Annotated in this window: 27 protein-coding genes; 8 read left to right on the top strand and 19 right to left on the bottom strand. The window is 66.3% G+C overall.

Translation table 11 applies throughout. The features are described from left to right. Positions 1 to 321: 321 nt before the first annotated feature. The 6 genes from rnd to ACXYMR_RS07340 form a co-directional block, all read right to left on the bottom strand. On the bottom strand, positions 322 to 1,482 hold the full coding sequence (gene rnd / locus ACXYMR_RS07315; protein WP_458942161.1) for a ribonuclease D: 1,161 nt from the start codon (positions 1,480 to 1,482) through the stop codon (positions 322 to 324). A gap of 388 nt (positions 1,483 to 1,870) precedes the next feature. Beyond that, on the bottom strand, positions 1,871 to 3,193 hold the full coding sequence (locus ACXYMR_RS07320) for an MFS transporter (protein WP_458942162.1): 1,323 nt from the start codon (positions 3,191 to 3,193) through the stop codon (positions 1,871 to 1,873). Next, positions 3,190 to 3,942, bottom strand: coding sequence for a lysophospholipid acyltransferase family protein (locus ACXYMR_RS07325; protein ID WP_458942164.1), 753 nt, complete (start codon positions 3,940 to 3,942; stop codon positions 3,190 to 3,192). Before ACXYMR_RS07325 ends, ACXYMR_RS07320 begins: the two co-directional genes overlap by 4 nt. 28 nt (positions 3,943 to 3,970) lie before the next feature. Next, positions 3,971 to 4,765: a lysophospholipid acyltransferase family protein gene (locus ACXYMR_RS07330; protein ID WP_458942165.1), complete on the bottom strand. Its 795-nt coding sequence runs from the start codon at positions 4,763 to 4,765 to the stop codon at positions 3,971 to 3,973. 29 nt (positions 4,766 to 4,794) lie between these two features. Beyond that, positions 4,795 to 5,421: a TetR/AcrR family transcriptional regulator gene (locus tag ACXYMR_RS07335; protein ID WP_458942166.1), complete on the bottom strand. Its 627-nt coding sequence runs from the start codon at positions 5,419 to 5,421 to the stop codon at positions 4,795 to 4,797. A gap of 679 nt (positions 5,422 to 6,100) precedes the next feature. Next, entirely contained in the window at positions 6,101 to 6,523 is a 423-nt protein-coding gene (locus tag ACXYMR_RS07340; RefSeq protein ID WP_458942167.1) for a hypothetical protein, read from the bottom strand. Positions 6,524 to 7,067: 544 nt separating this feature from the next. Here ACXYMR_RS07340 and ACXYMR_RS07345 point away from each other — a divergent pair. Then, positions 7,068 to 7,892, top strand: a complete 825-nt coding sequence (locus ACXYMR_RS07345) for a flagellin (protein WP_458942168.1) — start codon at positions 7,068 to 7,070, stop codon at positions 7,890 to 7,892. Positions 7,893 to 7,979: 87 nt separating this feature from the next. Here the strand turns inward: ACXYMR_RS07345 and ACXYMR_RS07350 are convergent, their stop codons facing one another. Continuing rightward, a complete protein-coding gene (locus tag ACXYMR_RS07350; RefSeq protein ID WP_458942169.1) occupies positions 7,980 to 8,387 on the bottom strand; it encodes a hypothetical protein in 408 nt (135 codons plus the stop codon). A gap of 187 nt (positions 8,388 to 8,574) precedes the next feature. On the opposite strand from ACXYMR_RS07350, the gene aspS reads away from it, so the two are divergent. Continuing rightward, positions 8,575 to 10,389, top strand: a complete 1,815-nt coding sequence (gene aspS, locus ACXYMR_RS07355; protein WP_458942170.1) for an aspartate--tRNA ligase — start codon at positions 8,575 to 8,577, stop codon at positions 10,387 to 10,389. Between the two features lie 68 nt (positions 10,390 to 10,457). On the opposite strand, the gene ACXYMR_RS07360 is transcribed toward aspS, so the two are convergent. The 3 genes from ACXYMR_RS07360 to ACXYMR_RS07370 form a co-directional block, all read right to left on the bottom strand. Continuing rightward, positions 10,458 to 11,756, bottom strand: a complete 1,299-nt coding sequence (locus tag ACXYMR_RS07360) for a pentapeptide repeat-containing protein (RefSeq protein ID WP_458942171.1) — start codon at positions 11,754 to 11,756, stop codon at positions 10,458 to 10,460. Between the two features lie 103 nt (positions 11,757 to 11,859). Further along, entirely contained in the window at positions 11,860 to 12,348 is a 489-nt protein-coding gene (locus ACXYMR_RS07365; RefSeq protein WP_458942172.1) for a pentapeptide repeat-containing protein, read from the bottom strand. A gap of 56 nt (positions 12,349 to 12,404) precedes the next feature. Next, positions 12,405 to 15,305 carry a TSCPD domain-containing protein gene (locus ACXYMR_RS07370; RefSeq protein ID WP_458942173.1) on the bottom strand — a complete coding sequence of 967 codons (2,901 nt, stop codon included), beginning with the start codon at positions 15,303 to 15,305 and terminating at the stop codon, positions 12,405 to 12,407. Positions 15,306 to 15,459: 154 nt separating this feature from the next. Between ACXYMR_RS07370 and ACXYMR_RS07375 the strand changes: the two genes are divergently transcribed. Beyond that, positions 15,460 to 15,870, top strand: a complete 411-nt coding sequence (locus ACXYMR_RS07375) for an NADH:ubiquinone oxidoreductase subunit NDUFA12 (protein ID WP_458942174.1) — start codon at positions 15,460 to 15,462, stop codon at positions 15,868 to 15,870. 50 nt (positions 15,871 to 15,920) lie between these two features. After that, positions 15,921 to 16,406 carry a DUF2155 domain-containing protein gene (locus ACXYMR_RS07380; RefSeq protein WP_458942175.1) on the top strand — a complete coding sequence of 162 codons (486 nt, stop codon included), beginning with the start codon at positions 15,921 to 15,923 and terminating at the stop codon, positions 16,404 to 16,406. On the opposite strand, the gene aat is transcribed toward ACXYMR_RS07380, so the two are convergent. From aat to aroQ, 4 genes are read right to left on the bottom strand one after another with little or no spacing between them, the layout of a single operon-like run. Further along, positions 16,373 to 17,023, bottom strand: a complete 651-nt coding sequence (aat, locus tag ACXYMR_RS07385; protein ID WP_458942176.1) for a leucyl/phenylalanyl-tRNA--protein transferase — start codon at positions 17,021 to 17,023, stop codon at positions 16,373 to 16,375. The genes ACXYMR_RS07380 and aat overlap by 34 nt on opposite strands. Before the next feature lie 10 nt (positions 17,024 to 17,033). After that, positions 17,034 to 18,386, bottom strand: coding sequence for an acetyl-CoA carboxylase biotin carboxylase subunit (accC, locus tag ACXYMR_RS07390; RefSeq protein ID WP_458942177.1), 1,353 nt, complete (start codon positions 18,384 to 18,386; stop codon positions 17,034 to 17,036). Between the two features lie 27 nt (positions 18,387 to 18,413). Further along, positions 18,414 to 18,902 (bottom strand): acetyl-CoA carboxylase biotin carboxyl carrier protein, encoded by a 489-nt coding sequence (gene accB, locus ACXYMR_RS07395; RefSeq protein WP_458942178.1) that lies wholly within the window; start codon positions 18,900 to 18,902, stop codon positions 18,414 to 18,416. Positions 18,903 to 18,923: 21 nt separating this feature from the next. After that, on the bottom strand, positions 18,924 to 19,364 hold the full coding sequence (gene aroQ, locus ACXYMR_RS07400; RefSeq protein WP_458942179.1) for a type II 3-dehydroquinate dehydratase: 441 nt from the start codon (positions 19,362 to 19,364) through the stop codon (positions 18,924 to 18,926). Positions 19,365 to 19,437: 73 nt separating this feature from the next. On the opposite strand from aroQ, the gene thiS reads away from it, so the two are divergent. Together thiS and ACXYMR_RS07410 are read left to right on the top strand one after the other, a co-directional pair. Continuing rightward, positions 19,438 to 19,638, top strand: coding sequence for a sulfur carrier protein ThiS (thiS, locus tag ACXYMR_RS07405; protein WP_458942518.1), 201 nt, complete (start codon positions 19,438 to 19,440; stop codon positions 19,636 to 19,638). Continuing rightward, positions 19,638 to 20,441: a thiazole synthase gene (locus ACXYMR_RS07410; protein ID WP_458942180.1), complete on the top strand. Its 804-nt coding sequence runs from the start codon at positions 19,638 to 19,640 to the stop codon at positions 20,439 to 20,441. The genes thiS and ACXYMR_RS07410 overlap by 1 nt, the downstream gene beginning before the upstream one ends. Here the strand turns inward: ACXYMR_RS07410 and ACXYMR_RS07415 are convergent. From ACXYMR_RS07415 to ACXYMR_RS07435, 5 genes are all read right to left on the bottom strand, one after another. Further along, positions 20,438 to 21,232 (bottom strand): hypothetical protein, encoded by a 795-nt coding sequence (locus ACXYMR_RS07415; RefSeq protein WP_458942181.1) that lies wholly within the window; start codon positions 21,230 to 21,232, stop codon positions 20,438 to 20,440. The genes ACXYMR_RS07410 and ACXYMR_RS07415 overlap by 4 nt on opposite strands. A gap of 15 nt (positions 21,233 to 21,247) precedes the next feature. Beyond that, positions 21,248 to 21,994: a DsbA family protein gene (locus ACXYMR_RS07420; RefSeq protein WP_458942183.1), complete on the bottom strand. Its 747-nt coding sequence runs from the start codon at positions 21,992 to 21,994 to the stop codon at positions 21,248 to 21,250. Between the two features lie 84 nt (positions 21,995 to 22,078). Beyond that, the gene (locus ACXYMR_RS07425) at positions 22,079 to 22,540 is read right to left on the bottom strand and encodes a RidA family protein (protein WP_458942184.1); all 462 of its coding nucleotides are present in this window, start codon (positions 22,538 to 22,540) and stop codon (positions 22,079 to 22,081) included. 83 nt (positions 22,541 to 22,623) lie between these two features. Continuing rightward, entirely contained in the window at positions 22,624 to 23,913 is a 1,290-nt protein-coding gene (locus tag ACXYMR_RS07430) for a DNA polymerase IV (protein WP_458942185.1), read from the bottom strand. Next, positions 23,910 to 24,833: an ROK family protein gene (locus ACXYMR_RS07435; RefSeq protein ID WP_458942186.1), complete on the bottom strand. Its 924-nt coding sequence runs from the start codon at positions 24,831 to 24,833 to the stop codon at positions 23,910 to 23,912. Before ACXYMR_RS07435 ends, ACXYMR_RS07430 begins: the two co-directional genes overlap by 4 nt. Positions 24,834 to 25,010: 177 nt before the next feature. Here ACXYMR_RS07435 and ACXYMR_RS07440 point away from each other — a divergent pair, with 177 nt between their 5' ends. Continuing rightward, positions 25,011 to 25,376, top strand: a complete 366-nt coding sequence (locus tag ACXYMR_RS07440) for a response regulator (protein WP_458942519.1) — start codon at positions 25,011 to 25,013, stop codon at positions 25,374 to 25,376. Between the two features lie 10 nt (positions 25,377 to 25,386). After that, positions 25,387 to 26,751, top strand: a complete 1,365-nt coding sequence (locus ACXYMR_RS07445; protein WP_458942187.1) for a PleD family two-component system response regulator — start codon at positions 25,387 to 25,389, stop codon at positions 26,749 to 26,751. Positions 26,752 to 26,755 lie beyond the last annotated feature (4 nt).

Raw genomic sequence — 26,755 nt, forward strand, 5'->3', positions numbered from 1 at the left:
GAAGGGATTCAGAACCGGGACTATCATGCGCCGATGCGGGGAGAACGAGGCTCGATGCGGCGGGCACCGGGGTGATGGGTCCCGGACTTTCGCCCCGCGTGCGCGGGGCATGCATCCGGGATGACATTTCATGAGTTTTGAGGGACGCGCCGGGGAGCGGAAAGGATCATTGATCTCTTGTTGGCCATTGGCCCTCTGAGGCGACGTCTCGGCAAGAGATGAATGGGCAGGTGCGGGCGCAGAGGGCGCCCTTTTTTTGTGACTGGGGGAAGCGAATTGGACCACGGCGGACCGACGCGTCGGTCCGTGCCGTGTCCGCCCCTAGCCCGGCTTCACCTCGGTGACCTTCACCTGACCGTTTTCCAGGGTAAGGGACAGCTCGCCATTCTTGAGGCGCTGGGCGGGCAGGCCGAACACGGAGCGGCGCCAGCCTTTCATGGCGGGCACGTCTGCCTCGTCCTGGGAGGCGATCTGTTCGAGGTCGGCCGTGGTGGCGAGCAGTCGCGGCGCGACGTCGGAATCCTCGGCGACGAATTTGAGGAGGACTTTCAACAGCTCCACGGTCGGGCCGATGCCCTGGGCCGGGGGCGCGGCTTTCTTGGCTTCCGGGGCGTAGCTCTCGGCGTTCTCGAGAGCAGTTTTCATCTGCTCGAACAGCCGCTTGGCAGCGGCGGAGCGTTCAAAGCCCTTGGGCACGGCGCGCAGGCCGGTGAGCTGGCTTTCCTCGGTCGGGGCAACATTGGCGACCTCGTAGAGGGCGTCGTCCTTCATCACGCGCTGGCGCGGCATGTCGCGGGTCTGCGCCTCGCGTTCGCGCCAGGCGGCGGCACAGCGCAGGGCGGCGAGCCACTTCTTGGTGGTCTTGCGCAGCTTCATGCGCTTCCAGCTCTGCTCCGGATCGAGGCGGTAGGTCTCCGGATTGGTGAGGATCTTCATTTCCTCGGCCAGCCACTTGTCGCGGCCGGACTTCTCCAGCCGTTCGCGCATGATCGGGTAGAGATCGCGCAGATGAGTGACGTCGGCGATGGCGTAGTCGAGCTGGGCCTGGCTGAGCGGGCGGCGCGACCAGTCTGTGAAGCGCGGGCCCTTGTCGATGGGACGGTTCAGCAACGTCCGCACGAGGCTGTCATAGGCGATGGAATCGCCGAGCCCCAGGGCCATGCCGGCGACCTGGCTGTCGAACATGGGATGCGGGATCAGGTGCTCGCCCAGGTGGAAGAAAATTTCCAGGTCCTGTCGGGCGGCATGGAACACCTTGGTGATGCGCTCGTCGGCCATGACTTCCCAGAACGGCTCCAGGTCGATGCCGTCGGCCAGGGGGTCAATGATGATCTCGGTGTCCCCGGCAGCGGCCTGGATCAGGCAGAGCTGGGGCCAGTACACGGTTTCGCGCATGAACTCGGTGTCGACAGCGACAAAATCGTGCTGCAACAGGTCGTCACAGGCGCGGGCGAGGGCATCGGTCGTGGTGATCATTTCCATGTATTGGCGTTTAGCGCGGGTTGGCGGGTTTGGCTATCGGGAAGGGGAGTGTGGTGTTTCTTGAGGGGGGCGTCGCCGTAACCGACCCGGCGTCATCCCGTGGTGGGCGCACCTGCGGGGCGCAGGGACCGTGGGATGACGGTAATTGAGGGTTGAGTTTCATTTGACGCGCCAGGGCGCGGAGCAGGGCATTGATCTCTTGTCGGCCAGCGGGCCTCAGGGGGATTTCCAAGTCAAGGGCCCGCAGGGCCGCTTCGCGGGTAAACCCCTTGAGTTGGACATCCCCCTGAGGCGGACTCTCGGCAAGAGATGAATGGGCCGGTACGGGCGCTGTGGGCGCCCGCCGCTTCGAGTCGTGAAGCGGCGGGGCGCGGGAGCCTGCGCGACCTCAACCCGTCGTGGTGTTCGCCGGCTTGCCGCGCCGTTTCGCCAATCGCCAGCCGATAAAGCCGACTGCGCCCAGGCTGACCCCTGCGATCACCAGAAATGCGGTCTGCAGCGGCAGGCCGGCGAGGGCGATGAAGGCAAGGGTGAACTGGCCCATCGTGGCGGTGGCGGCGTTCATGATGCCGCCGGCGGCGAGCAGGCGGCCGCGCAGCTCGACCGGTGCGCGGCGCTGGGCCATGGCCTGTAGGGGGACGACGAACAGGCCGGCAGAGATGGCGGCGAGGCCCAGATCGGCGACCAGGCGCCAGTTGGCAGCATCAGCGAGGAAGGCGTCGGCCGAGATCAGGGGCGCGCCTTCGGGCACCAGCGGGTTGGCCCAGGTCACCAGCGCCACGTCGGCCGGGAAGATGACCAGGCCGATAGCGCCGGCGATGGAGAATGGAAGGGCGTCGCCCTTGCCGCTGAGCGAGCCGCAGATCAGCGCGCCCAGGGCCGCACCGAGGGTGAACAGGCCGGAGAACAGGAGGACGACGGTCTCGTCGGCACCCAGCACGGCGGCGGCGAAGACCGGCATCAGGGTGATGATGGCGGCGGCCAGCATCCAGAACCAGGCGGCGCCGAGGAGCGGGCGCAGCACGTCCGGGGTTTGCCAGGCGAAGCGCAGGACACGGAAGGTCTCGCCGGCGAAATTCCAGGTCAGGGTGAGGTCGGGCCGGGCGGCCGGGGCCGGCGGCAGCTGCCGGATCGCGAGCCAGCCGATGATGGCCATGACAACGAGGCCCAGGCCGACCAGCTCGGGGCCACCCGTGCGCACCACCAGGGCGGTGCCAAGGCCCACGCCGAGGAGGACGGAGACATTGAGGAAACCGCTCAGCAGGGCGTTTGCCGAGACCAGTTCGGTATCGTTCAGCAGGGTTGGCAGGGCGGCGTTCTTGGACGGGGTGAACAGGGCCGACTGGGCGCCCATGCAGAACAGGGCGAGCATGAGCAGGAGGGGTTGTTCGAGCCAGAAGGCGAGCGCAACCAGGGCCATCAGCCAGATCTCGGCGAACTTGGCGACGCGCATGATGGCCGTGCGGTCGAACTTGTCGGCGAGGCGGCCGGACAGGGCGGAGAAGGCGAAGATGGCGAGGGTGAACATCGAGGCCGCGATCGGCACCAGGACTTGCCGATCCAGTCCGAACAGGGTCAGCCCGCCATAGGTGACCAGGGTGACCAGGGCATAGCGGAAGAAATTATCGTTGAAGGCGCCCAGGGACTGGGCGGCGAGTAGCGGCACAAAGCGGCGCTGCCGCATCAGGCGGGCGGCAATGCGGGCGCTCATGACGGGGTCTCCGGTGTCGAAGCGGCAGCGGTGGCCACATCGGCGGCGCGGCCCTCGGCCTCGAGGGTGCGGGTGCGGGCCTCGATCCGGCGCATCAGGCGGGGCAGGAAATCATCCCGCGGCAGGCCGGGCGGGATCGGCTCGAGGAAGTCCAGCACGGCGGGGCCGGGATATTTGCGCCATTGATTGCGCGGCCAGCGCAGGCCGAGATTGGTGGCAACCGGCACGACGGAGCGGCCCAGCGTCTCGTAGAGCACGTGCACGCCCTTGCGGTAGCGCATGGTCTCGCCGACCGGGGCGAGCCCGCCCTCCGGATAGATCAGCAGCGGGCGCGGGTCGTCGCGGGCCGCCTCCAGCGCCGTATCGAGCGCCCCGTTGGCGCGGGTCTGGCCCTGGGTGTTGATCATCGTGGCCCCGGCGCGCCGGACGATGCGGCCGACCAGGGGAAATTTCTCGATGTCATTGCCGATCAGGAAATTGATGTCACCGAGCACGGCCATCATCATGAAGCCGTCGGCCCAGGACTGGTGCTTGGCAGCGACGATGACCGCCTCGCGCCGCGGCACCCGGCCGCGGACCTCCAGGCGAATGCCCATGATCCATCGCATCAGCGCCCGCACGACGGCGCAATAGCCCCGCATCAGGGCGATCAGGGCGCCGCGTCCGGGCAGGAATGAGAGGGCGTAGCCGGCCAGCACGGCGAGTGCGCAACTGGTCCAGAAGGCGATGTTGAACAACATGACACGCATAGCGATATCTCCCTCCCGGATCGAGCCGTCAGGCGAGGCTGCAGACGCGGCCGGCGGCCGGTGCACAGCGGCTATCACCCGGGCGTGTGCCAGCTTGCTGTGCTTCGTTCGGCCCGGCAAATTCCGCCCCCAGGGCGCGGCTGGCCGCTTCGGTGCGTTGCTCCAGCTCGGCCAGAAAAGCGTCGCGATCCGCGCCGGCCCGCATCGGCTCGAGAAACTCGATGACCGCGGTGCCGCGGAATTTGGACCATTTCTGCTGGGGCCAGCACTGGCCGAGATTGGTCGCCACCGGGACCACGGCCCGCTCCAGCCCGCGGGCCAGACGCCAGACGCCGGAGCGGTAGCGCAGGCCGGTTCCAACCTCGGTCAGATGGCCTTCCGGATAGATCAGGACCGGACGCACGCGACCGTCATCCTGGGCCCGCTCGATGCCGGTCTCCAGGCTTCGCTGGGCCGCCAGGCCGCCCTGGTTGGACAGCACGATGGCACCACAGCGCTTGAGCACGAAGCCGATGAGCGGAAACTTGAGCATGTGGTCGCCGGTGACAAAGGCGAGATCGCCGCCCTTGGCCATCATCACCAGCCCGTCGCCCCAGGACTGGTGCTTGGCGGCAATGATGACGGGCTGGTTCCTGGGCGGCGTTCCGCGCACTTCGAGGCGGATGCCGGCGATGACGCGCATGGCGATGACCGTGGCGCGGGCATAGGAGCGCAGCCCATGCATCAGCAGGCGGCGGCTGGGCAGGCAGGCGAGGACCGCGCACAGCAATGCGTAGACGACAGACAGGGTCCAGTAGGCGAGATTGAACAGGGCAGAGCGCATGGCGCGGTCTCCTCTTGGTGACACGGGTCTCAGGCGGTACGCAGCACGGCGAGGATGGCGGCCGTGAAGGTCTCGACATGCTCTGACAGCGGCCGGTCGATGCGCCCGAACAGGGAGTATTCGGCGGCCTGCAGGACAACGCCGAGGGCCATCGCCGATTTCAGCTCGGCATCACCACCCGGAATGTCGCCGGCCTGCATGGCAGCGGCAACGCGAGCGGTCAGGGCGTCGGACGGATCGGCCCCGCCATCGCCGGAGACGGCGATGAACAGATTGCGGTGGGTCAGGTGATAGGCGAACTGGGCCGGGTCCTCATCGGCCAGGCCGCAATAGGCGGTGACCAGGGCGCGCGCCGTGTCGGCCAGCGAGGCGGATGGGGCAAGGTGCTGTTGGACAAGGCCGAGCAGGCGGGCGTGAATGGTCTCGAACATGTCACGGGCAAGCGCGTCCTTGGCCGGGAAGTGGCGGTACAGAGCACCGTCCGACAGGCCGGCGGCGGCGGCGATCTGCTTGATCGACACGCCGTTCACCCCGTGCCGGGCAAACAGGTTGAGCGCCGCCCGCTCGATGCGCGCCTTGGTGGTCCCGGGGGCGGACAGGACACCGGTCGCAGCGAGGCGCTCGGGAAACAGGTCGGGGCGGATCATGCCGGTCATGGAGGGCTCCCTTGCGGGGTGTGGGGGCGGATTGGCGGGGCGAGCGGGGGTGGGCAGGGCTACTGGCGAGGACTGGCGGTCGGGTTGGTGGGTGAATCCATGGTCCCTGCGGTCTTTGGTCGGGTTCGGGGTGGCCTCTAGCTTATCCGCTCTCTGGTGTGAGTGAACGTTTATTTACATCTGACATAGCGGCAGCGGGAGGTGTGTGCAAGTGAATATTTACTTACATGCCGCGAACAGGGGCGAGTCTGCGGGGGGGGGCGGACCAGATGGGCTGAGGCTAGCCGGGGCGGATCAGAGGATCGGGGAAGGGAGAAAGGGGGAAGGGAGGCTGAGTGATTGTGAGGATGAGAGGGAGAGAGGATGAGAGGATGGACGGAAGGGGGAGGGGGATGTGGGTGACGGGGCGCCGGCTCGGGGCCGGGGCCAGAGGTCAGATGCGGGCCCGGACGGTACCAGTGGGCAGGCCGGTACGGTGCCGCGGGATGGGCTAGGCCGTGACGGCTTTCGGGCGATTTGCGTGCGGGTTGATCGGAGATGCCAATCAGAGCGACGGGCTCGGACGTCATGTCCTAGTCCCGAGCCCCGGATCGCGACAAGTCCCTGCCTGGCCGGAGCAAGCTGACCGGTTGGCCACCTGGCCGTCCGGGCCCGCTTGCGCAACTGCCCGACCCGGTCGCTAACGCAGCACGCGATTGTGGCGCAGGATGAGGAGGAGGGTGACGAGGAGGAGGTAGGTGACGAAGGTGGAATAGCTCATCAGCTGGCCGGTCGCGGTCTGCGGAGTGGGCAGCAGGGCCCAGTCGAGGCGAGCCAAAGCACCGCCGATAATATAGACCCAGACCGCCTGGGCGCGCCGCAGGGCGACGAGGACGAGGGCGGCCAAAGTCCCGGCAAAGCCGGCCAAGTACACGGCGTCGCGCCAGGCCGGGATGGTGGGCAGGCTGAGCTGCAGCCCGGCCGGCATCTGCTCCAGCGGGATCAGGCCAGCGCGGTATCCCAGCGTGAACCAGACACCGCCCGCATAGCGCAACACCGCAATGGTGAGCAGGAGCAGGGCAAGCCAGAACAGCAGGCGGTGGAGCCGCGGGGAATCAAACAAACGGGACCTCGTGACCTAAAACCTAGTCCCCGCAATCATGGTCAGGTCTGGGGAGCGAGGCAAGCTGCCCCGGGCCGGAGATGGCGTGCCCAAGGTTGCGGGGCGGGTCGGGCCTGCTGGTATCGGATCGCGGCCGAGTCCGGCCGGTTGTGGCGCGCTGCAAAACCGAAAAAAGCCTCTACCGGGGGCAGTCGTGAGGGCGACGAGCCGAGTGGCCGCAACAGGCAGGGCAGGGGTGAAGGCGATATCCTGCCAGTTCTGTTCGCAGGTCGAAATTGCCGCCCCGAAAGGTCTCGAGGCGAGGGCGATGGAGCGTCTTTTTCGCGGCAAACGAGAGTGTATTTTCGGCACAATTAGTAGCTGAAATGATTGCCGGAATCGCGAAATTCCCTGTGTAGCAAGGGTAATCGGGCCGCCTGTTTAGCGAATAATTTAATATTACTCGGTAGCTTCACCTTACCGAGTGGCCCTCGAGACCGACCGACAAGGTTGGCCGGGGCCAGCCCGGTGGTGGCAGAAGCTATAAAAATATGGGAGCCAAGAAATGGCGACGATAAATACCAATCCGGGGGCCATGCTGGCCCTCTCCAGCCTCAATCAAACCAATCGCGACCTCGAACGCACGCAAGCCCGGATCAATACCGGGCTGGCGGTCGGCTCGGCCAAGGACAATGGCGGCGTGTTCGCCATTGCCCAGTCGATGCGGGCCGATGTGCGCAGCTATGACGCTGTGACCCAGTCGCTCGACCTGTCGACGTCGACGGTCGATGTGGCGCTGGCGGCCGGCGAGGCGATCTCCGACCTGCTTGTGGAGATGAAGGAGAAGGCCCTGGCCGGGTCCGACACCTCGCTTGACCAGGCCTCGCGCGATGCCCTCAATGCCGACTTCAAGTCGCTGCGCGACCAGGTCGCCAAGATCGTCGAGACCGCCGAGTTCAACGGGACCAATCTGATCGACGGGTCGGTGGCCTCGATTGCGGCGCTGGCCAATGCCGGCGGTTCGTCGACGATCACCATCGGGGCGGAGAACATGTCGCTGGGCGGGGCCACGGTGACAGTGACGGCAGCGGCGTCGTTCGCTACGGCCGGCGATGCCTCCGGACTGGTCACCACGATCGAGAGTTCGATCGACAATCTCAACTCGTCGCTGGCGCGCCTTGGAACGGGGGCCAAGGCGCTGGGCGTGCACAAGGGGTTCGTGGGCAAGCTGTCGGACGCGCTGGAACAGGGGATCGGCAATCTCGTCGATGCCGACCTGGCCCAGGAAAGCGCCCGCCTGCAATCCCTTCAGGTCAAGCAGATGCTTGGCGTGCAGGCCCTGGCCATCGCCAATTCGGCGCCGGCCACCATTCTCGGCTTCTTCCAGTAGGAGCCCAACAACAACTCGGTGCGACCCCGTTTGGGGTGGTGTTGCAACTGGGGCGCTCCGGCGCCCCATTTTTTCTGCCGGGCAGGCTCAGCCGCCGGAATCGCAGCCGTACTCGCCTTCCACGTCTGATCCCCACCAGGTCGCGTTGTCGCCGCATACATTGGCCTTGATCATGGCCTGGCAGTCCGTGGCATCCTCCTTCCAGTTGCACCAGCAGCTGATCACGGTGGCGCCAGCCGCGTGCTCGCACTGATAGCCGGTCGGATCGCCGGGCGAGACCAGACGGCCGATATCGTCATAATAGACCCGGCGCGCCCGCGGGGTGGCCTGTGGCGGGCGCGATGGCTGCCGCAGAGCCTGCGGGATGACGGGTCGGCTCTGCTGGCGCTGGGACGCCTGTTCGCCGGCCAGCTCCGCGACGGCAACAGCGTCATCGGGCAGGGGGGCTGACTGGGACAGGGTGAACGCTGTAACGACTGCAAGAAACACACTCATGGTCGTCTCCTCCGCGCTTTGGCGGTCGCAAGGATAGGCGCAAGCACGGACAGGGCCAAGCCGCCCCGTGGCGCGGGCCTCGCGGGCAGGCCGCCAACTGCGCCCGAAACCCCGCTCAACTTGACAGATCGCCCCGCAGACCGGCACATCGCGGCCAATTGTCAAACCTCGTTCCCGGACGCTCTTCATGCACGCTTATCGCTCCCATACCTGCGCCGAACTGCGCAAGGACCATGTCGGCCAGACGGCCCGTATTTCCGGCTGGATTCACCGCAAGCGCGATCATGGCGGACTGCTCTTCATCGACCTGAGGGACCATTACGGCCTGACCCAGGTGGTGCTGGAGCCGGAGAGCGCGCATTTCGCCACCCTCGAGCGCCTGCGCGTGGAGAGCGTGATCACGGTGACCGGTGAGGTCATCGCGCGCTCGGCCGAGACGATCAACGAGAACCTGCCGACCGGCGAGATCGAGGTGCGCCTGGCCGATCTGTCGATCCAGTCGGAAGCCGAGGAATTGCCGCTGCCCGTGTTCGGCGAGCCGGACTGGTCGGAAGAGGTGCGCCTGAAGCACCGCTATATCGATTTGCGCCGCGAGAGCCTGCACAAGCGCATCGTGCTGCGCTCCAAGATCATCGACTCGATCCGCCGCCGCATGGTCGACGAGAAATTCGTCGAGTACCAGACGCCGATCCTGACGGCCTCCTCGCCGGAAGGCGCGCGCGACTTCCTGGTGCCGAGCCGCCTGCACCCGGGCAAGTTCTACGCCCTGCCGCAGGCGCCGCAGCAGTTCAAGCAGCTGATCATGGTGTCCGGCTTCGACCGCTATTTCCAGATCGCGCCGTGCTTCCGCGACGAGGATGCGCGGGCCGACCGGGCGCCGGGCGAATTCTACCAGCTCGACATGGAAATGAGCTTTGCCACCCAGCAGGACGTGTTCGGCGTCATCGAGCCGGTCATGAAGGGCCTGTTCGACGAGTTCGCCGACGGCCGGACCGTGCCGGACGAGCCCTTCGTGCAGATCCCGTATTTCGACGCCATCCGTCTCTATGGCTCCGACAAGCCGGACCTGCGCAACCCGATCAAGATGAGCAATGCCACCGAAACCTTCCGCGATAGCGGCTTCAAGGTGTTCGCCGGCATGATCGAGAAGAACCCGAAGGTCGAAGTGTGGGCCATTCCTGCCCCGACGGGCGGCAGCCGCGCCTTCTGTGACCGCATGAATTCCTGGGCCCAGAAGGAAGGCCAGCCGGGCCTCGGTTACATCTTCTTCCGCGAGGAAGAGGGCGAGATCGTCGGGGCCGGCCCGATCGCCAAGAATATCGGCGCCGAACGTACCGAGGCACTGCGCACCGAACTCGGCCTCGGCGCCGGCGATGCGGTGTTCTTTGCCGCCGGCCAGCCGAAGGATTTCTACAGCTTCGCCGGACGGGCCCGCGACCAGATCGGCCAAGAGCTCGATCTGTGCGAGAAAGACACCTTCCGCTTCTGCTGGATCGTGGACTTCCCGATGTATGAGTGGGACGAGGACAACAAGAAGATCGACTTCTCGCACAATCCGTTCTCGATGCCGCAGATCGATGCCGACGAGTTCCTGAAAATGGACGGCGCGGACACCGAGGCGCTGCTGGGCCTCAAGGCTTTCCAGTACGACATCGTGTGCAACGGCGTCGAACTGTCATCCGGCGCGGTGCGGAACCACCGTCCGGACGTCATGCTCAAGGCCTTCGCCTTCGCCGGCTATGATGCCGAGACGGTCGAGGAAGAGTTTGGTGGCATGCTCAACGCCTTCCGCTATGGCGCCCCGCCGCACGCTGGTATCGCGCCGGGCGTCGACCGTATCGTCATGCTGCTGGCCGGCGTGGAGAACCTGCGCGAAGTGGTGATGTTCCCGAAGGACCAGCAGGCGCGCGACCTGATGATGAACGCCCCGGCCGAAGTCGAGATGAAGCAGCTGCGCGAACTGCACCTGCGCACCGTTGTGCCGGACGCCAAGAAAAGCTGATCCGGGCCCTGCCGAAACAAAAAGGCCCCGGACACCTGTCCGGGGCCTTTTTTTTGTGGTCGGGCCGGTCAGTGGGGCCGCGGCGGCTCGCCAAGCAGATCGTCGTGGCGGCCGACATGCGTGTCGATGGTGACGGAGCGGTGACGGCCGAGCTCACGCCGCTCGGCGCGCTCATCCTGTCGCTCTTCCCAGTCGAGACGTGCCTGCTCGGCCTCGAGCTGGAACTGGAGGAGCGCTTCCTCGCGCTCCAGCTCGGCTTCCAGTCGCGCCTGTTCCCGTTCCATCTCGGCTTCCAGGCGGGCCTCCTCGCGGGCGATATCGGCAGCGATGCGTGCCTGGTCGCGCTGGGCGCGCCGGATATCGCGTTCGGCCCGGGCGATTTCGCGCATGGCCTCGGTGACAGCATCCCGGATGGCATCCTGGTCGAGATCCTGGGCGTGCGCCTCGAGCGCCGCGCCGATGCCTGACAGCATCTCGATGCGTGCGCTTTCCAGGGAGCGCAGCTGGGAGCGGGTCACCTCGTCATCGCCATCGCTGAAACGCAGGACGAATTCATAGCTTTCCGTCGACGCACCGGGGCGCGGACCGGACCGGTCGGCGCATTCCGGAAGTCCGATGCGATCGCCCAGCCGGGTGTCGGCATTGCCGCAGGCGCCGCCCATACTGCTCTTGCCGAGCCCGATGACGGTGTCGATGCGGGCCGAGGAGAAATTGACATGGTTGAGATTGGCGCCGGTGAAGTCGACTTCGCCGAGATCGGCGTTCTCGAAGCTGGCGCCGGACAGGTCAGCCTGGCGAAAGCTGATATCATCGCCGCTGGTTTCGGCGAAATTGGCGTGGCGGGCGTCGGCCCCGCGGAAATTGCTGTCGTCGATGCGGGCGCGCAGGAAGTTGGCCTGGCGCAGGCGGGCATCGGCAAACACGGTGTCGCTGAGATTGGAGCCGATGAAGGTGACGAAAACCATGTCGGCACCGGCAAAAGTGGCGTCGGACAGGTCGGCCGAGGAGAAATTGACGCGCTCGATGCGGCTCGCCGACAGGTTGGCATCACTCAGGTTGGAGCGCGAGAAGGTGACGCCGGTGAGATTGGCCCCGGCCAGCATGGCATTGTCGAAATCGGTATCGTCGAACCGGCTCTCCACGATCGTCGCGCCGGGCAGGTCGGAGTCGGCGAATGTCGAGCCCTCGAAATTGGCCCCAATGAAAATGGCTCCGGCCAAATTCTTTTCCGAGAAGTCGCACTCCGTGCACTCGCCGCCGATCGCGAGGCCGCGCCGCGGGTGCTCGTCATCGCCTGCCAAAACAGGGGATGGCGCCCCGATCAGGGCGCTGGTCGCAAGGGACAGGACGAGCAGGTGTTGACGCATAGGCTCACGGATAGGACAGCAGACGCCGCATGACGACTTAAATCACAGTAACCCGACACACGAAAACGCGCGCGGGTCAAGGAATTCATGGGCTTGGGCTGGCCTAGCGGCAGGCCGGAACGGTCAGGCCGGCGGGCAGTCGGGTCGACGCATCGCCACAGGCTCCGGACAACTGGGCCTGGGTCAGTCCATGCGCCTCGTTCAGCTCTGCGCCGGACAGGATGGCTCCCGACAGGTTGGCGCCCGACAGGTTGGCACTGCCGAAATGGGCGCCCACGAGCACGGCGCGGCTGAGATCGGCCTGACGGAAGCTGGCACCGGTGAAGCGAGCGCCGAACAGGTTGGCGATCGACAGGTCGGCGCGGTCGAAGCGGGCACCATTCATGGTCGCCAGAGCCAAATTGGCCTGGCGCAGGCGGGCTCCCGTGACATCGATGCGCGGCAGGTCGCGGTAGGCGAGGTCGGCCTGGAACAGGTTGCAGCCCGGACAGGACTGTCCCGCCTGGACGCGGGCAATCTGGGAGGCGTCCTGGGCCGAGGCCGCACCGGTGGCGGCGATCATCAGGGCCAGCGCCAAAAACAGACGTTCCATTTTGATGCACTCCGCATAGCTTTCACGGAGACGGCTGCAAGCGCTGCGCCGGGGGCTCAATCCGGCTGGCCGGCCCAGCCGCAGGCGTCGCAGGTCGGTCCGTGATCGCTTGCGACAACAGTGAAATGGCCGCAATCGGGACAGGGCGTGCCGGTATAGGCCGAAAGGTTGCGGCTGGTGCTGCGGGTGGCCTGGTGTGGCTCCAGCGTGACCTCCTTGTCGGGCCCGGTCCCCGTCTCGCGGGCTCCGACCTGGACCGCCTTGCGCGGGGCCTGGGCGAACATGACGATATTGTCTGGCACCTGGCCGCGCGAGAAACCGCGTGAAATGAAGCGGGCCGCGTCCTCGCGCGACAGTTTCTCCTCGGCCACGCCCTTGCCCAGTCCGGCCGGGTCGGCCGGCTCGCGGCCGCCCTCGGCGAGGTCGTCGCGGCCGAGATAGGACACACCGAGTTCGCGGAACAGATAGTCGAGGATCGAGGTGGCGTGGCGGATCGAGTCATTGCCTTCGACCGAACCGGCGGGTTCGAAGCGTGTGAACACGAAGGCATCGACGAACTCCTCGAGCGGCACGCCGTATTGCAGGCCGATCGAGATGGCGATGGCGAAATTGTTCATCAGCGAGCGGAAGGCAGCACCTTCCTTGTGCATGTCGATGAAGATCTCGCCGAGCTCGCCATCGTCGAACTCGCCGGTGTGCAGGTAGACCTTGTGGCCACCCACCGTGGCTTTCTGGATGTAGCCCTTGCGGCGGTCGGGCAGTTTTCGGCGTTCCGCCGGGCGCTCGACGACACGGTCGACCGTGCGCTCCACCGTGCGCTCGACAATGCGTTCGGTCGGGGCCGAGGCCACATAATCGCCCTTGTCGAAATCGATGGCCGGCAGGAGGTCGAACAGGCCGGAAGCCGTGCGGCTGATTTCCAGCCGGCGCAGGCCAAAACCGGCACCCAGGTCGATGAGCTCGGCGACGTCCTCGATGGTGGCCTCGCCGGCCAGGGCGAGCCGGGTCAGGCTGGCACCGCCGATCTGGTGTTCCAGGCTGGCGCTCATTTCCATGTGCGCGCGATGGGAGACGGTGGCGTAGACGGCGCGCGCCTCGTCGGACAGGCCCGGCGCGTCGGCCAGACTGCCACTGCCGTGGGCGTGACGCTCGGCGGCCTCGATCTCGTGCCGCTGATAGCCGGCGGCGAGCCAGAGCGAAGCACCTTCGGCGGCGATGATATCGGCGGTCAGGCCGAGATGGTCGCGGCAGGCGCGTTCGCCAAGCGTCCAGCGGTTGAAGGCGTGGCGCACGGCGACCCCGTCGCCGATCGCGGCGTCGAGGCGTTCGAGCACGTCCTCGGGCAGGCCCCGTTCGGCGAGGCTTTCCAGCGACAGGCAGGGGGCGCCTTGCAGCGTGCCATGGCCGGCCGCATGGTCTTCGACGCGTTCGATCTCGACAGCGCCCAGTCCGAGCGCGTGCAGGCCGTCCAGGGCGCACGTGCGCAGGCGGTTGCCACCGGGCATCTCGATGTCGCTGATCACCGTGTCGGCGACGGGGGCTGCCCCGTGGCTGTCGCAGCCCATCAGGGTGAGGATGTCCGGATCGGCCAGGCCGCAGGCGAGGCTGACGCCGGGGCGGGCCAGGGCCGCGCGCGGCAGGAAGGCAGCGGCGTCGGCCAGATGGTCTGCCAGGCCGGCGGCGGTCACCGGCAGTTCGTCGAGATCGAGATCCGGGCCGAGGCCGGGCGCGGCCGCTCCGGTATCGGCGGCGGTTTGGCGCAGGGCGATGGTGGCAAGCCGGGTGATGGCCGCGGCCAGGGTGCGCGCGGCGGGACTGTCATAAGCCACGCCGAGGCTCATCAGCAGCGCCCCCATGCCTTCCAGGGAAAGCGTACCGGCATGGGATGCGGCGCGGTCGGCCGAGAAGACCAGGGCCGCGGACCAGTAGCGCACGGCGTCAGCCAGCAGGTCGGCGTCAAACTGGCCGTCGGCGGTGCGGAAGGCCGGCAGGTTGATGGCAATGACCGGGCCGGGGGTGTCGGGTGCGCCGCCAAAGGCGAGATGCGGGGCGCCGAAGCTCCATATGCTGCGGGCCAGGTCGGTCCGCAGCTGGCGGGCGGGAAGCCCGCTGCCTCCGGTCGGCCAGGCGGTGTCGGTTTCGATGGCCCGGGCCAGGTCGCGCGGGATGGTGAGTCGCGGGGTTTCAGGGGTCTCGCTGGCGGCAGTCACCGGGCCCAGGGAGGCGCTGTCGTCGCCCATGCGGGCGAGGGCCAGGGCGCGCTCGACGGCGGCTTCCGGCACGCCATCCTGCAGGGCGCGTCGCATGGCGCGGGCGAGGGCGGCATTGCGGCGCGGATCGAAGCAGTCCTCCGGCTCGCCCGAACAGCGTCGGCAGGCCTCGCCGATGGCGTCGAGACGGTCGCGGGTGACGCGGGCACCGGTATCAATGACGGAGGCCCTGAGGGCGTCACTGGCTATGCTCTCGAGCTGGTCTCGCAGGTCTCCGGTCGCGCTCACGGCACGGGCGGGGACGGTCGGGGCGCGGGGCGGCACGGGGTCACCATAGGCCCAGTCGGCGCCGCCATGGCGCAACCATTCGGCGTCGGGCATGACGTAGCGGCCGGTGACCGAGGCGGCGAGCTCGACGGCAAAGATGTCGGCATCGGCCGGCGAAGCGAAGGCGCCCTGGCGCGCGGCCGACCAGGCCAGGGATCCGCCGAGGCGGCGGCCGACCGCGTCGAGCCCGGCTTCCCGGGCCCGCTCGTCACCGACCGCGCACTGCGGCGACAGACGACCGAAGGATTTGAGGTCGGCGCGCGCTTCGGTCTTGACCGGGCGGGGCGTGGACAGGAGGTCGGCCAGCACCTGATCGGCCGGGCAGGCGGCCTCTCCCGCCTCGGGTGAGGACACCGGGGCGGCACTGTCAGAATCGCGGTGTGCGGCAAGCTGGCCGGCAAAGCGCTCGAATACCTGCATGGATCCACCCTTTCGTGCCCGAATCGCCCGGACTTGCCACCAGTCTACCGCGCCGCCGCCCGGGCCAGAAGCCTGCCGCGTTCCAGACTGGACCCGGCCGCGTCGCGCGGGCATATAGGCGCATCATTGCTCGACCGACTCGGAGCCCGTGACCATGTTCGGATTCATCTCGAAGATCTTCGTCTGGTGGAAAGACGCCACGCCCGGCACTTTCCTGTCGATGGCCATGCTGGGACGCAGCAAGGTCGGCGAGGACGAATACGGCAATCGCTATTTCGAGGAACGCGGCCATACCGGACCGGACGGGCGCAAGCGCCGCTGGGTCATCTACAATGGTTACGCCGATGCTTCGCGGGTCCCCTCGGACTGGCATGGCTGGCTGCACCACACGTTCGAGACGCCGCCCAGTGAAGTGCCGCTCAAGCGCCAGGCCTGGGAAAAGGATCACCATCCCAACCTGACCGGTACGGTGCATGCCTATCGTCCGGACGGCAGCCTGCTGACACCGCAGGGGCGCCAGTCGTCGGCGTCGGATTACGAAGCCTGGTCGCCCGACCAGAAGTGACGGTCGCAACGGCCTTGCCGTAGTCACAATCGCGCGCCAGTGTGAGAGCCATGAAAACCGTGTTCACCGCTTCCATTGCCGCCCTCGGCCTGTCTTTCCACGCGATGGCTCAGGACGAGCCGGACCTCGAGATCGAGCCGACCGCCTCTGGCACCGTGGCCGAGGATGTCATCGAGGATCCCGATCTGCGCGCCTATCCCAATGAGGGGCCGCTCTCCAGCCAGCCGGGCAGTCTTGTCGTGCTGCGCGGGCTCGACAAGGTGACAGCGGAAACGCGGGATTTCGAGCTGCCGATCGGCGAGACGCTGGAATTCGGGGCGCTGCAGATCACCGCGCACTATTGCCGCAAGCGGCCGCCGGAAGAGACGCCGGAAACCTATGCATTCCTGCAGGTCATCGACCGGCGCACGGACGGTTTCGGGGCCGTGGACGAGGGTCAGCAGATCTTTTCCGGATGGATGCTGGCGTCGCGGCCGGCCCAGAACCCGCTCGAGCACGCCATTTATGACGTCTGGGTGCTGGACTGCAGGGCCTGAGCGCCGCTTATTTCTGCGGGCAGGGCGAACAGGTCCGCCTGATTTTCCAAAGCTGAGTGGAGCCGGGCCCGGTAATCGGCACGGCTGACAGTGCGGGCGCCAAAGCGTTCCAGATGCTCGGTGGTGAACTGGGTGTCGAGCAGGCTGAAGCCGCCCGCTCTCAGGCGCGCCACCAGGTGGACCAGGGCAACCTTGCTGGCGTCGCGGCGGCGCGAGAACATGCTTTCGCCGAAAAAGGCGGCGCCCAGCGAAACGCCGTACAGGCCGCCGACCAGGGTGTCGCCTTGCCAGCACTCCACGCTGTGCGCGAAACCGAGCTCGTGCAGATCGGTGTAGAGACTGCGGATGCCGTCATTGATCCATGTCTCCTCGCGACCCGGCGCGGTCTGGGCGCAGCCCTCGACAACCTCGCTGAAGCGCAGGTTGAGGCTGACCTCGAAGGCGTCCTGACGCACCGTCTTGCGCAGCGAGCGTGAGATATGGAACTCGTCGAGCGGCAGGATGCCACGCTCGTCGGGGTCTAGCAGGTAGATGCGGGGGTCGTCGCGGCCCTCGGCCATCGGGAAGACGCCGCGAGCATAGCAATTGAGCAATTCCTTGGCGCCGAAGCCCCGCATGTCTCCTCCGTCAGCTGGTCTCCGCGCGGGCGGCGAGCCAGTCCTCGAGCCAGCGGATATGGTAGTCCCCATTGACGAAATCGGGCTCTTCCAGAAGGTCCAGGAAGATCGGGATGGTGGTCTCGATACCCCCCACGACCATTTCCTCGAGGGCGCGGCGCAGGCGCAGCAGCGTTTCGGTGCGCGTCCGTCCGTGCACGATCAGCTTGCCGATCAGGCTGTCATAATAGGGCGGGATGGAATAGCCGGCATAGAGAGCCGAATCGAGGCGCACGCCGAGCCCGCCAGGAGCGTGGAATTCGGTCACCTTGCCCGGCGACGGCGCGAAGGTCTTCGGGTTCTCCGCGTTGATGCGGCACTCGATGGCCCAGCCGTCGAAGGTGATGTCGGACTGCTTGATGCCGAGAGTCTCGCCATTGGCAACGCGGATCTGCTCGCGTACCAGGTCGATGCCGGTGATCATCTCGGTGACCGGGTGCTCGACCTGCAGGCGGGTATTCATCTCGATGAAGTAGAACTCGCCGTCTTCCCACAGGAATTCGATGGTGCCGACGCCGCGATATCCGATCGCCTCAATGGCCTTGCGGACGACGTCGCCAATCTTTTTGCGATCCTCGTCATTGAGGGCCGGCGAGGGCGCCTCCTCGAGGATTTTCTGGTGACGGCGCTGCAGCGAGCAGTCGCGTTCGCCGAGATGCACGACATTGCCGTGCGTGTCGGCGAGGATCTGGATCTCGATGTGGCGCGGCCGGCCGAGATACTTCTCGATGTAGACCGTGCCGTCTCCGAAAGCCGCCTTGGCTTCCGAGGAGGCCGTGTCCATGGCTTCCTTCAGCTTGTCGGCGCTCTCGGCCACCTTCATGCCGCGGCCACCACCGCCTGACGCCGCCTTGATGAGCACCGGATAGCCGATCTTCTCGGCGATCGGCTTGGCGTCCTCATAGCTGTCGACGCCGCCCTCGGAGCCGGGGACCACGGGAATGCCCGCGTCCATGACGGCCTGTTTGGCGGTGATCTTGTCGCCCATCATGCGGATGTGCTCGGCGGTCGGGCCGATAAAGGCCAGGCCGTGGGCCTCGACGATTTCGGCGAAGCGGGCATTCTCCGACAGGAAGCCGTAGCCCGGGTGGATGGCCTGGGCGCCGGTCACCTCGGCAGCGGTGATAATGGCCGGAATGTTGAGATAGGACTTGTTGGCCGGCGGCGGCCCGATGCACACGCTTTCGTCGGCAAGCCGGACATGCATGGCATTGGCGTCGGCTTCCGAATGGACGGCGACGGTCCGGATGCCCATTTCGCGACAGGCACGGTGGACGCGGAGGGCAATTTCGCCGCGATTGGCGATCAGGATCTTGTCGAACATGTCGGCGCTCGCGTTTGGGCGTGAATATCAGTCGAGGACGAAAAGCGGCTCGCCGTATTCCACCGGCTGGCCATCTTCGACGAGGATTTGCGAAACGGTGCCGGATTTCTCCGCGGTGATCGGATTGAAGGTCTTCATCGCCTCGATCAGCAGGATGGTGTCACCCTTCTTCACGCTGTCGCCCGGCTTGATGAAATTGTCCGCATCGGGGCTCGGCTTGAGATAGGCCGTTCCGACCATGGGCGACGTCACCGCATTAGCGTTGTCAGCGGGGACCGAGGCCGCGGCCGGCGCGGCGGACGGGGCTGGCGCAGCGGCAGCCGGGGCGGCGGCCGACGGGGCCGGTGCGGCCACGTGCTGGACGACAGGGGCCGCCTCGATCTTCCGGGCGATCTTCAGGCGCAGCTCGCCATGCTCGACCTCGATCTGGGTGAGGTCGGTCTCGCGCAGGATCTCGGCCAGCTCGCGGACGACTTCCGGGTTGATCGGGCTAGGGGAGCGGGAATCAGAACTCATGATGAAAAGCCTTTGGTTCCGTCAGTTGTCGAGGCATCGGATGGCCGCGTCGAGGCCCAGAAGGTAGCTGTGGTATCCGAAACCCGTGATGGAGCCCCGGGCTGCCGAGGCAATAAAGGAATGCTGTCGGAAGTCCTCCCGGGCCGCAGTCTGACTCAGGTGCACTTCGATGACGATGGGTTCTATAGCGCGAACGGCGTCATGCAAAGCGACGGATGTATGCGTAAATGCACCCGGGTTGAAGACAACAGCACTGGCGTTGACGTTTGCGTCATGCAGCCAGTCAATCAGTTCGCCTTCATGGTTGGACTGGCGAAACACGATGTCATACCCCATTTCCCGTGCATGCGAGGCGCACAGCCGCTCGATGTCGTCGAGTGACAGCGAGCCGTAAATGTCCGGCTCGCGCTGGCCAAGCAGGTTGAGATTCGGGCCGTTGAGGATGTGGATCGGCTTCGTCATGGCCTTGCTTTGTCGCCTCTATGGGTAATAGGAGGGTCCCGACAGGGACTCGGAAAGGTCAAGCCAAGCCGTGCTGCAGCTCACAGTCAATGGAGAAAGCCGGTCGGTCGAGCCGGGAACCCGCCTCGAGGGGCTGGTCGAAGCGCTCGGACTGGACGGACGCAAGATCGCGGTGGAGCGCAATCTGGCCATCGTGCCGCGCTCCCGCTATGGCGACACGCAACTGGAAAACGGCGACCGGATCGAGATCGTCGCCTTTGTTGGAGGTGGGTAATGGACGACATGCAGACGCTTGAGACCGGCGCGGCTGACGACACGCTCGTGGTGGCCGGCCGGACCTTCCAGTCCCGCCTGATCATCGGCACCGGCAAGTACGCGACCTATTCCCAGAACGCCGAGGCGCTGAAGGCCTCCGGGGCCGACATGATCACCGTCGCGGTGCGGCGGGTGAACCTGTCCAATCCGGACGAGCCGCGCCTGGTCGATTTCATTTCGCCGGAGGATTACACCTTCCTGCCCAACACGGCCGGCTGCTTCACCGGCGAAGACGCCGTGCGGACGCTGCGCCTGGCACGCGAGGCGGGCGGCTGGAACCTGGTCAAGCTGGAAGTCCTGTCCGATCCCAAGCACCTCTATCCGGACATGGCGGAGACGCTGCGCGCCGCGGAACTGCTGATCAAGGACGGGTTCGAGGTCATGGTCTATTGCTCGGACGACCCGGTCTATGCCCGCAAGCTGGAACAGGCCGGCTGCTGCGCCATCATGCCGCTGGGCGCCCCGATCGGCTCGGGCCTGGGCATCCAGAACCCGGTCAATATCCGCCTCATCGTCGAGCAGACGAAAGTGCCGGTGATCGTCGATGCCGGGGTCGGCACGGCGTCGGACGCGGCGGTGGCCATGGAGCTGGGCTGTGACGGGGTGCTGATGAACACGGCGATCGCCGAGGCCAAGGACCCGGTGCGCATGGCCCGGGCGATGAAGCACGCCGTCATTGCCGGACGCGAGGCCTATCTGGCGGGCCGCATGCCGAAGAAGAAGTACGCAGATCCGTCGAGCCCGCTGAGCGGGTTGATCTAAGGGTTGATGTCAGGCTGCTCGTCGGTCGCGTCTGCAGGGCCCGCGGAGGCCTGCGCACCTTGGTCGGCGCCGCTGATCTCGCCGCGCATCACGGCAAGCGTGGCCTCTACCCTGTAGCGATGGTTTATCAGGGCGAGCCGGTTGCTGCCGTAGGCAAGCTTGTAGTGGCGCAGCATGACCGGAAACTCGGCGTCCGACAGCACCGCTTCGGAGTCGACTGTGGTGTAGGTCACGCCAGTCCAGGCCTCCGGGTCCGGCACGACATCGAAGTGCTGCATGATCGGGCCGTTGTGGCGGTTCGCATCCTCCGCACTTGCCGCAAGGACCCGCAGGAGGTGTTCCGATTCATTGGCCAGTGAAATGAGGGCGGCGACTTCATGGTCAGCGAGCAAGGGCAGGTCCCCGTTCGAGCGCATTTCCTCAAACACGTTGAGCCCCAAATCCGGCGTATGAAAGACACCGACCCAACTGATCCATTCCAGCCAGTAGGGTTCGTAATCGATCTCGGGGTCCGCAGATTCGTCCTCGCTGAGCAGGCGATCAAGAAGGGCCAGTGATCGGATGGATCCCTCATTGTAGTGGAGTGAGTGACCGAGCGATTCATGCGCTTGCTCGATCTCGGCAACCAGCCTGGCCCGATAGACTGCGGCGCGCTCGGCGTCGGCCTGATCCTGGGCCCAGGCGGTCAGCTGGAAGCCCATGAACACACCGACGACGACGATGATGAAATCGAGGCCGACGGCGAGCCAGTTCTGCTCGCGTAGATGTTCGATCAGTCGCCGGACCCGCATCGCCCGAAGCCCCGCCTACTCGGCCAGCGCCGCAGCCAGGGCCTGGTCCAGCGCCAGTTCGTTGGCGCCTGGAATGACGCTGTCGCCGACGATGAAGAAGGGTGTGCCGGTGACGTTCATGGCGCTGCCCAGCGAGCGGACCTGGTTGATATGAGCCAGGATGGCTTCGTCCTGCATGTCGGTGCGCATGCGCTCGACATCGACGCCCGCCAGGGCGGCGAGCTGGTCGATACGGCTGGCGGGAAGCGGACCGGACGAGTTGATCATGGCCGTGTGGAAAGCCTCGTACACCGCTTCACCCTGGCGCAGCGCAGCGAGGGCGGCGCGCGCCGCCTCGAGCGAGTCCTCGCCCAGGATCGGGTATTCCTTGAAGATGAACTGGACGCGGTCGCCATACTGCTCGCGCACCTCCTGGACCCAGGAATTGGCGACCCGGCAGTAGGAGCACTTGTAGTCCATGAATTCGACGATCACGACGTCGGCATTGTCCGGGCCGAGGCGCGGGTCGCGCGGGTCGTTGAAGATGGCGCCACGATTGGCGTTGACGGCATCATAGGTGGCCTGCATCTCGCGCTGGCGCGCCCGGCGCTGCAGCTCGATCAGGGCTTCCTCGATGATTTCCGGGTTCTCCAGGATGTAGGCGCGCACGATCTCGCGCACTTCATTGCGCTCCTGTTCGTCAAGGGACTGAGCATCGGCGGGCGCCTGCTGGCAGCCGATCAGGCACAGGGCAGCGGCAATCGAAGCGAAGATACGGGTCATGCGGGGAACTTCCTGGACAAGTGATGTGGCAGGTTTTAGCCGAGGCCGGCCGGTCTGGCGACATTGACGGCTGTAAACTTGGCGTCAGCGGATCTCGAATACGCCGTCGATCTCGACGGCAGCACCCAGCGGCAGGACCGGACAGGAGACCGCGGACCGGGCGTGACGGCCTGCCTCTCCAAACACTTCGGCGAACACGTTGGAGGCGCCGTTGATGACCTGGGGTATCTCGCTGAAACTCGGCTTGGCGGCGACGAAACCGCCCAGCTTGACGACGCGGGTGACGCGGTCGAGATCGCCGTCGCAGGCCAGTTTGAGCTGGGCAATCAAATTGAGCGCGCAAAGGCGGGCGGCGGCCTGGCCGCTTTCAACGTCCATGTCATCGCCCAGCGTGCCGGTCACCAGACCGTCGGGGCCGTTGGAGACCTGGCCGGAAATGTAGACCGTGTTACCGGTCCTCACGAAGGGAACGTAATTGGCGACGGGGGCCATGGCCTCGGGCAGGGTGATGCCGGCCTTGGCGAGACGGTCGTCGATCTTGGACATGTCGGGCTCCGCGGATGTCGATGTTCGGCGCAAGCTAGGCCGGGCTGTTGAGGCTGGCAATGCACCGCACGCGGTGGGCACCTTCAGTCGCTGCGGTCGCGCCGCTTCTCCGGGCGCAGGGCGCGCCCCTTGATCACCGCCTCGCCCCCGAAACGGGCGCGCGCCTTGTCCATGGCCCGCTCGGCCACGGCGTGGCGGATGGCATTCGGGTCGAGCAGGTCGCCGGCATCGCCAAGGGCCGGGCCGAGATCTGAAAAGCCGATACCGATCAGCCGGAACCGAGTGCCGTCGAGTTCCCGCGCAAGGAGTTCGCGGCCGGTCTTGAACAGGGTGTCGGCAAGCTGGCTGGGTTCGGAGAGGGTGCGTCGGCGCGTGCGCGACTTGAAGTCGGCGGTCTTAAGCTTGAGCGTCACCACCTGGCCGGCAATCTCCTTGGCCTTCATCTGGTCAGCGACTTTCACGCACAACTGCCAGAGCCGCGTCTCCAGCGCTGCGGCTTCGTTGAGGTCGGCCCCGAACGTGGTTTCGGCCGAGACGCTCTTGCGGTCGCGTTCCGGTTTCACGGGGCGCCGGTCCTCGCCGCGCGACAGGCGCGAGAGATGGTAGCCGGTTTCGCCATAGCGGTCGGCCATGGCCTTGTCGCCGCGGGTGCGGATGTCGGCCAGGGTGCGCAGGCCGTCGCGCTCCAGCTTGCCAGCCAGGGCCGGGCCGACACCATAGATCGTGCGCACCGGGCGGGGGCCGAGGAAGTCGAGCGCCTCGGCCTTGCCGATGACGGCGAACCCGTCCGGCTTGTCGAGATCGGAGGCGGTCTTGGCGAGGAACTTGTTGAAGGACAGGCCGACCGAGACGGTGATGCCAACCTCCTCGGCGATGCGACGCTGCAGGCGCAGCAGGGTGAGCGCCGGCGGCGCGTTGTGCAGGCGCGTGGTGCCGGTCAGGTCGAGGAAGGCCTCGTCGATGGACAGCGGTTCCACGAGCGGCGTGATGTCGCGCATCATGTCACGAATGCGGTGTCCTTCGCGGGCATACTTGCTGCCTTCCGGCTTGATCACCACCGCGTCGGGACAGGCCTTGAGGGCCTGGTACATGGGCATGGCGGAATGCACACCGTAAAGGCGGGCGATGTAGCAGCAGGTCGAGACCACCCCGCGCTGGCGCCCGCCGACGATCACCGGCTTGTCCTCCAGCTCCGGATTGTCACGCTTCTCGATGGCGGCGAAAAAGGCGTCGCAATCGATATGGGCGATGGACAGGGTCTCGAGCTCGTCATGGCGCAGCAGGCGGCGGCTGCCGCAGGCCGGGCAGGTCCGCGGGCCGGGCGCGACCGGAGCCAGGCAGGCGCGGCAATATCCGGGCGCGGCGCTGTTCATTCCGTCCCCTCTGCCGGCCACAGCCAGGCGGCGCCCCGGACCCCGGAACTGTCGCCGTGGCGGGCGGTGACCACCGGTGTGTCGACCTGGTCGCTGAACACGTGCGGTCGCAAGCCTGTCGCCACGCGTTGCGCCAGGCCGGGCAGGTTGGACAGGCCGCCGCCGAGGACGATGATATCCGGGTCGAGGATGTCGACGATGCCGGCGAGGGCGCGGGACAGGCGCCCGGCATGGCGCTCGAGGCTGGCAGCGGCGCCGGCATTACCTGCGCGCGCGGCCGCGACCATCGATTCGACGCTGCAGACCCGCGAGGGGCCGGTCGCCTCGGCGTGGTCGGCAGCCAGGGCGGGGCCCGACAGAAAGGCCTCGATACAGCCCCGGCGGCCACACCAGCAGGCCGGGCCGGGGTATTCGTCAGACTGCATCCAGGGCAGGGGGGTGTGGCCCCATTCGCCGGCCAGGCCCTGACGTCCGGTGTGCACGGCCCTGTCGATGACGATACCGCCGCCGACCCCGGTGCCGAGAATCACCCCGAACACGCACCTGTGCCCGGAGGCGGCGCCATCGGCAGCCTCTGACAGGGCAAAGCAGTCGGCATCATTGGCCAGGCGAATCGGGCGGTTGAGCACGGCCTGCAGGTCGGCTTGCAGGGGGCGGTCGTTGAGCCAGGTTGAATTGGCGTTACGGATCAAGCCAGTATGTGGGCTCATGGAGCCAGGATGGGCGATGCCGACACGGGCAGGACCAAAGCGGGATTCCAGTTCAGCCAGGCCTGCAACCATGGCGCGGAGCTGTTCATTATAGTCCGGTCGCGTGGCTTGGCGTTGGCGGACCAGCAGGGCGCCGGCCGGATCCATGACGGCGTACTCGGTCTTGGTGCCGCCAAGATCAATGCCGATACGGAGTTTCGGGGCGTTCATGGGTCAGGTTGCTCTGGTCTTGCTCGGGGTTTGTTCTTATCTTGTTCTTTCAGGGCCGCAAAGTGGCCGCTGACTCATGGTTGGTTAAGGAAGATCGGCTTAAGTGCGCATGGGGTTCAACACACGCAATTCAAGCGTGACATCAACGGGAAGCGCGTCGCTGACATGCTGCAGGTCATGCCCAAGAAGGTCCTGATCGTCGAAGACAACGAGCTCAATATGAAGCTCTTCAACGATCTGCTTGAGGCTCATGGCTATGAGACCTTGCAGACCAAGGACGGATTCAAGGCGCTGGAAATGGCGCGCGAGCACACGCCCGACCTGATTCTCATGGACATTCAGTTGCCGGAAGTGTCCGGCCTGGAAGTGACGAAATGGCTCAAGGACGATGAGCTACTGGCGGCCATTCCGGTGGTCGCGGTCACGGCGTTTGCCATGAAGGGGGATGAAGAGCGGATCCGTGAGGGAGGGTGTGAGGCGTATCTGTCAAAGCCGATCACCGTGACAACCTTCATCGAGACCGTACGACAATTCCTGGACTGAGGCGGCGCGGATGAGTGCACGAATTCTAGTTGTAGACGATCAGCCGGCCAATGTTCGCCTGCTGGAAGCGCGGCTCCAGGCCGAGTATTTTGATGTGGTCACGGCCGCCGACGGCTACGCTGCCATCGATACCGCAAAATCCGAACAACCCGACCTGATACTGCTCGACGTGATGATGCCGGGCATTGACGGTTACGAAGTCTGCTCGCGCCTGAAAGCCGATCCGGCGACCCGGCACATACCGGTGATCATGGTGACCGCGCTCGATCAGCGCGAAGACCGCATCCGCGGCCTCGAGGCCGGGGCCGATGATTTTCTCACCAAGCCGATCCACGACGTGACCATGTTCGCGCGGCTGCGCAGCCTGTTGCGCCTCAAGTCGCTGCTCGACGAGCTGCGCTATCGCGAGGAGAACGCTGCTCTGGCCGGTGGGACACCGGAAGCGGCACAGGAAGACGAATATGCCGGTCGCATCGTGCTGATCAGTCCGGACGAGCGGGCCCTCAAGCGTTACCAAGACTTCCTCCCCGGGCAGCACCAGGTGATTGCCGAGTGTGATCCGGCTCGCGCCCTGGAAGCGGCGCGCGACGATGCTGATCTGCTGATCATCGATCTGACCCACCCGGATCTGGATGGGCTGCGCCTGTGCGCCCGGGTGCGCTCGGACGTGGAGACGCGTCAATTGCCGATCCTCGCGATCGCCAGCCCCGACGACGTGCCAAATGCTGTCAGGGCGCTCGATCTCGGAGCCAATGACATCATCCACCGCCCGGTCGATGCCGGCGAACTGGCGGCGCGCACGCGCACCCAGATGCGCCGGAAGCGATATGCCGACCGGCTGCGCGCGCATCTCGACCGCAGCCTGGAAATGGCCGTCACCGATCCGCTGACCGGCCTGCACAATCGTCGGTTCATCTCATCGCGCCTGCGCCAGGCGCTCGAGGGTTATCGCACCGGTGGCAAGCCGGTATCCTTGCTGATCGCCGATATCGATCACTTCAAGCGCATCAATGACACCTATGGCCACGAGGCCGGTGACGCGATCCTGCGCGATTTCTCGGTGCGCCTGCACAAGACCGTACGGGCGCTCGACCTGGCGGCCCGCTATGGTGGCGAGGAATTCCTGGTGGTTATGCCGGGAGCCGGAGTCAATCACGCCTTCCTGGCCGCCGACCGAATTCGGGCGGCGATCTGCAATACGCCGTTCGAGCTGGCCGATGGCACCCAGATTGACGTCACCGTGTCGATCGGTCTCGCCCAGGCCGCCCAGGGCGAGAGCATGGAGGCGCTGGTCAAGCGGGCCGACATGGCGCTCTACGAGGCCAAGGACGCAGGCCGGAATCAAGTTCAGGCCGCGACATCCGCCGCGGCCTGATCTG

It is taken from the genome of Maricaulis sp. CAU 1757, from assembly GCF_054482675.1.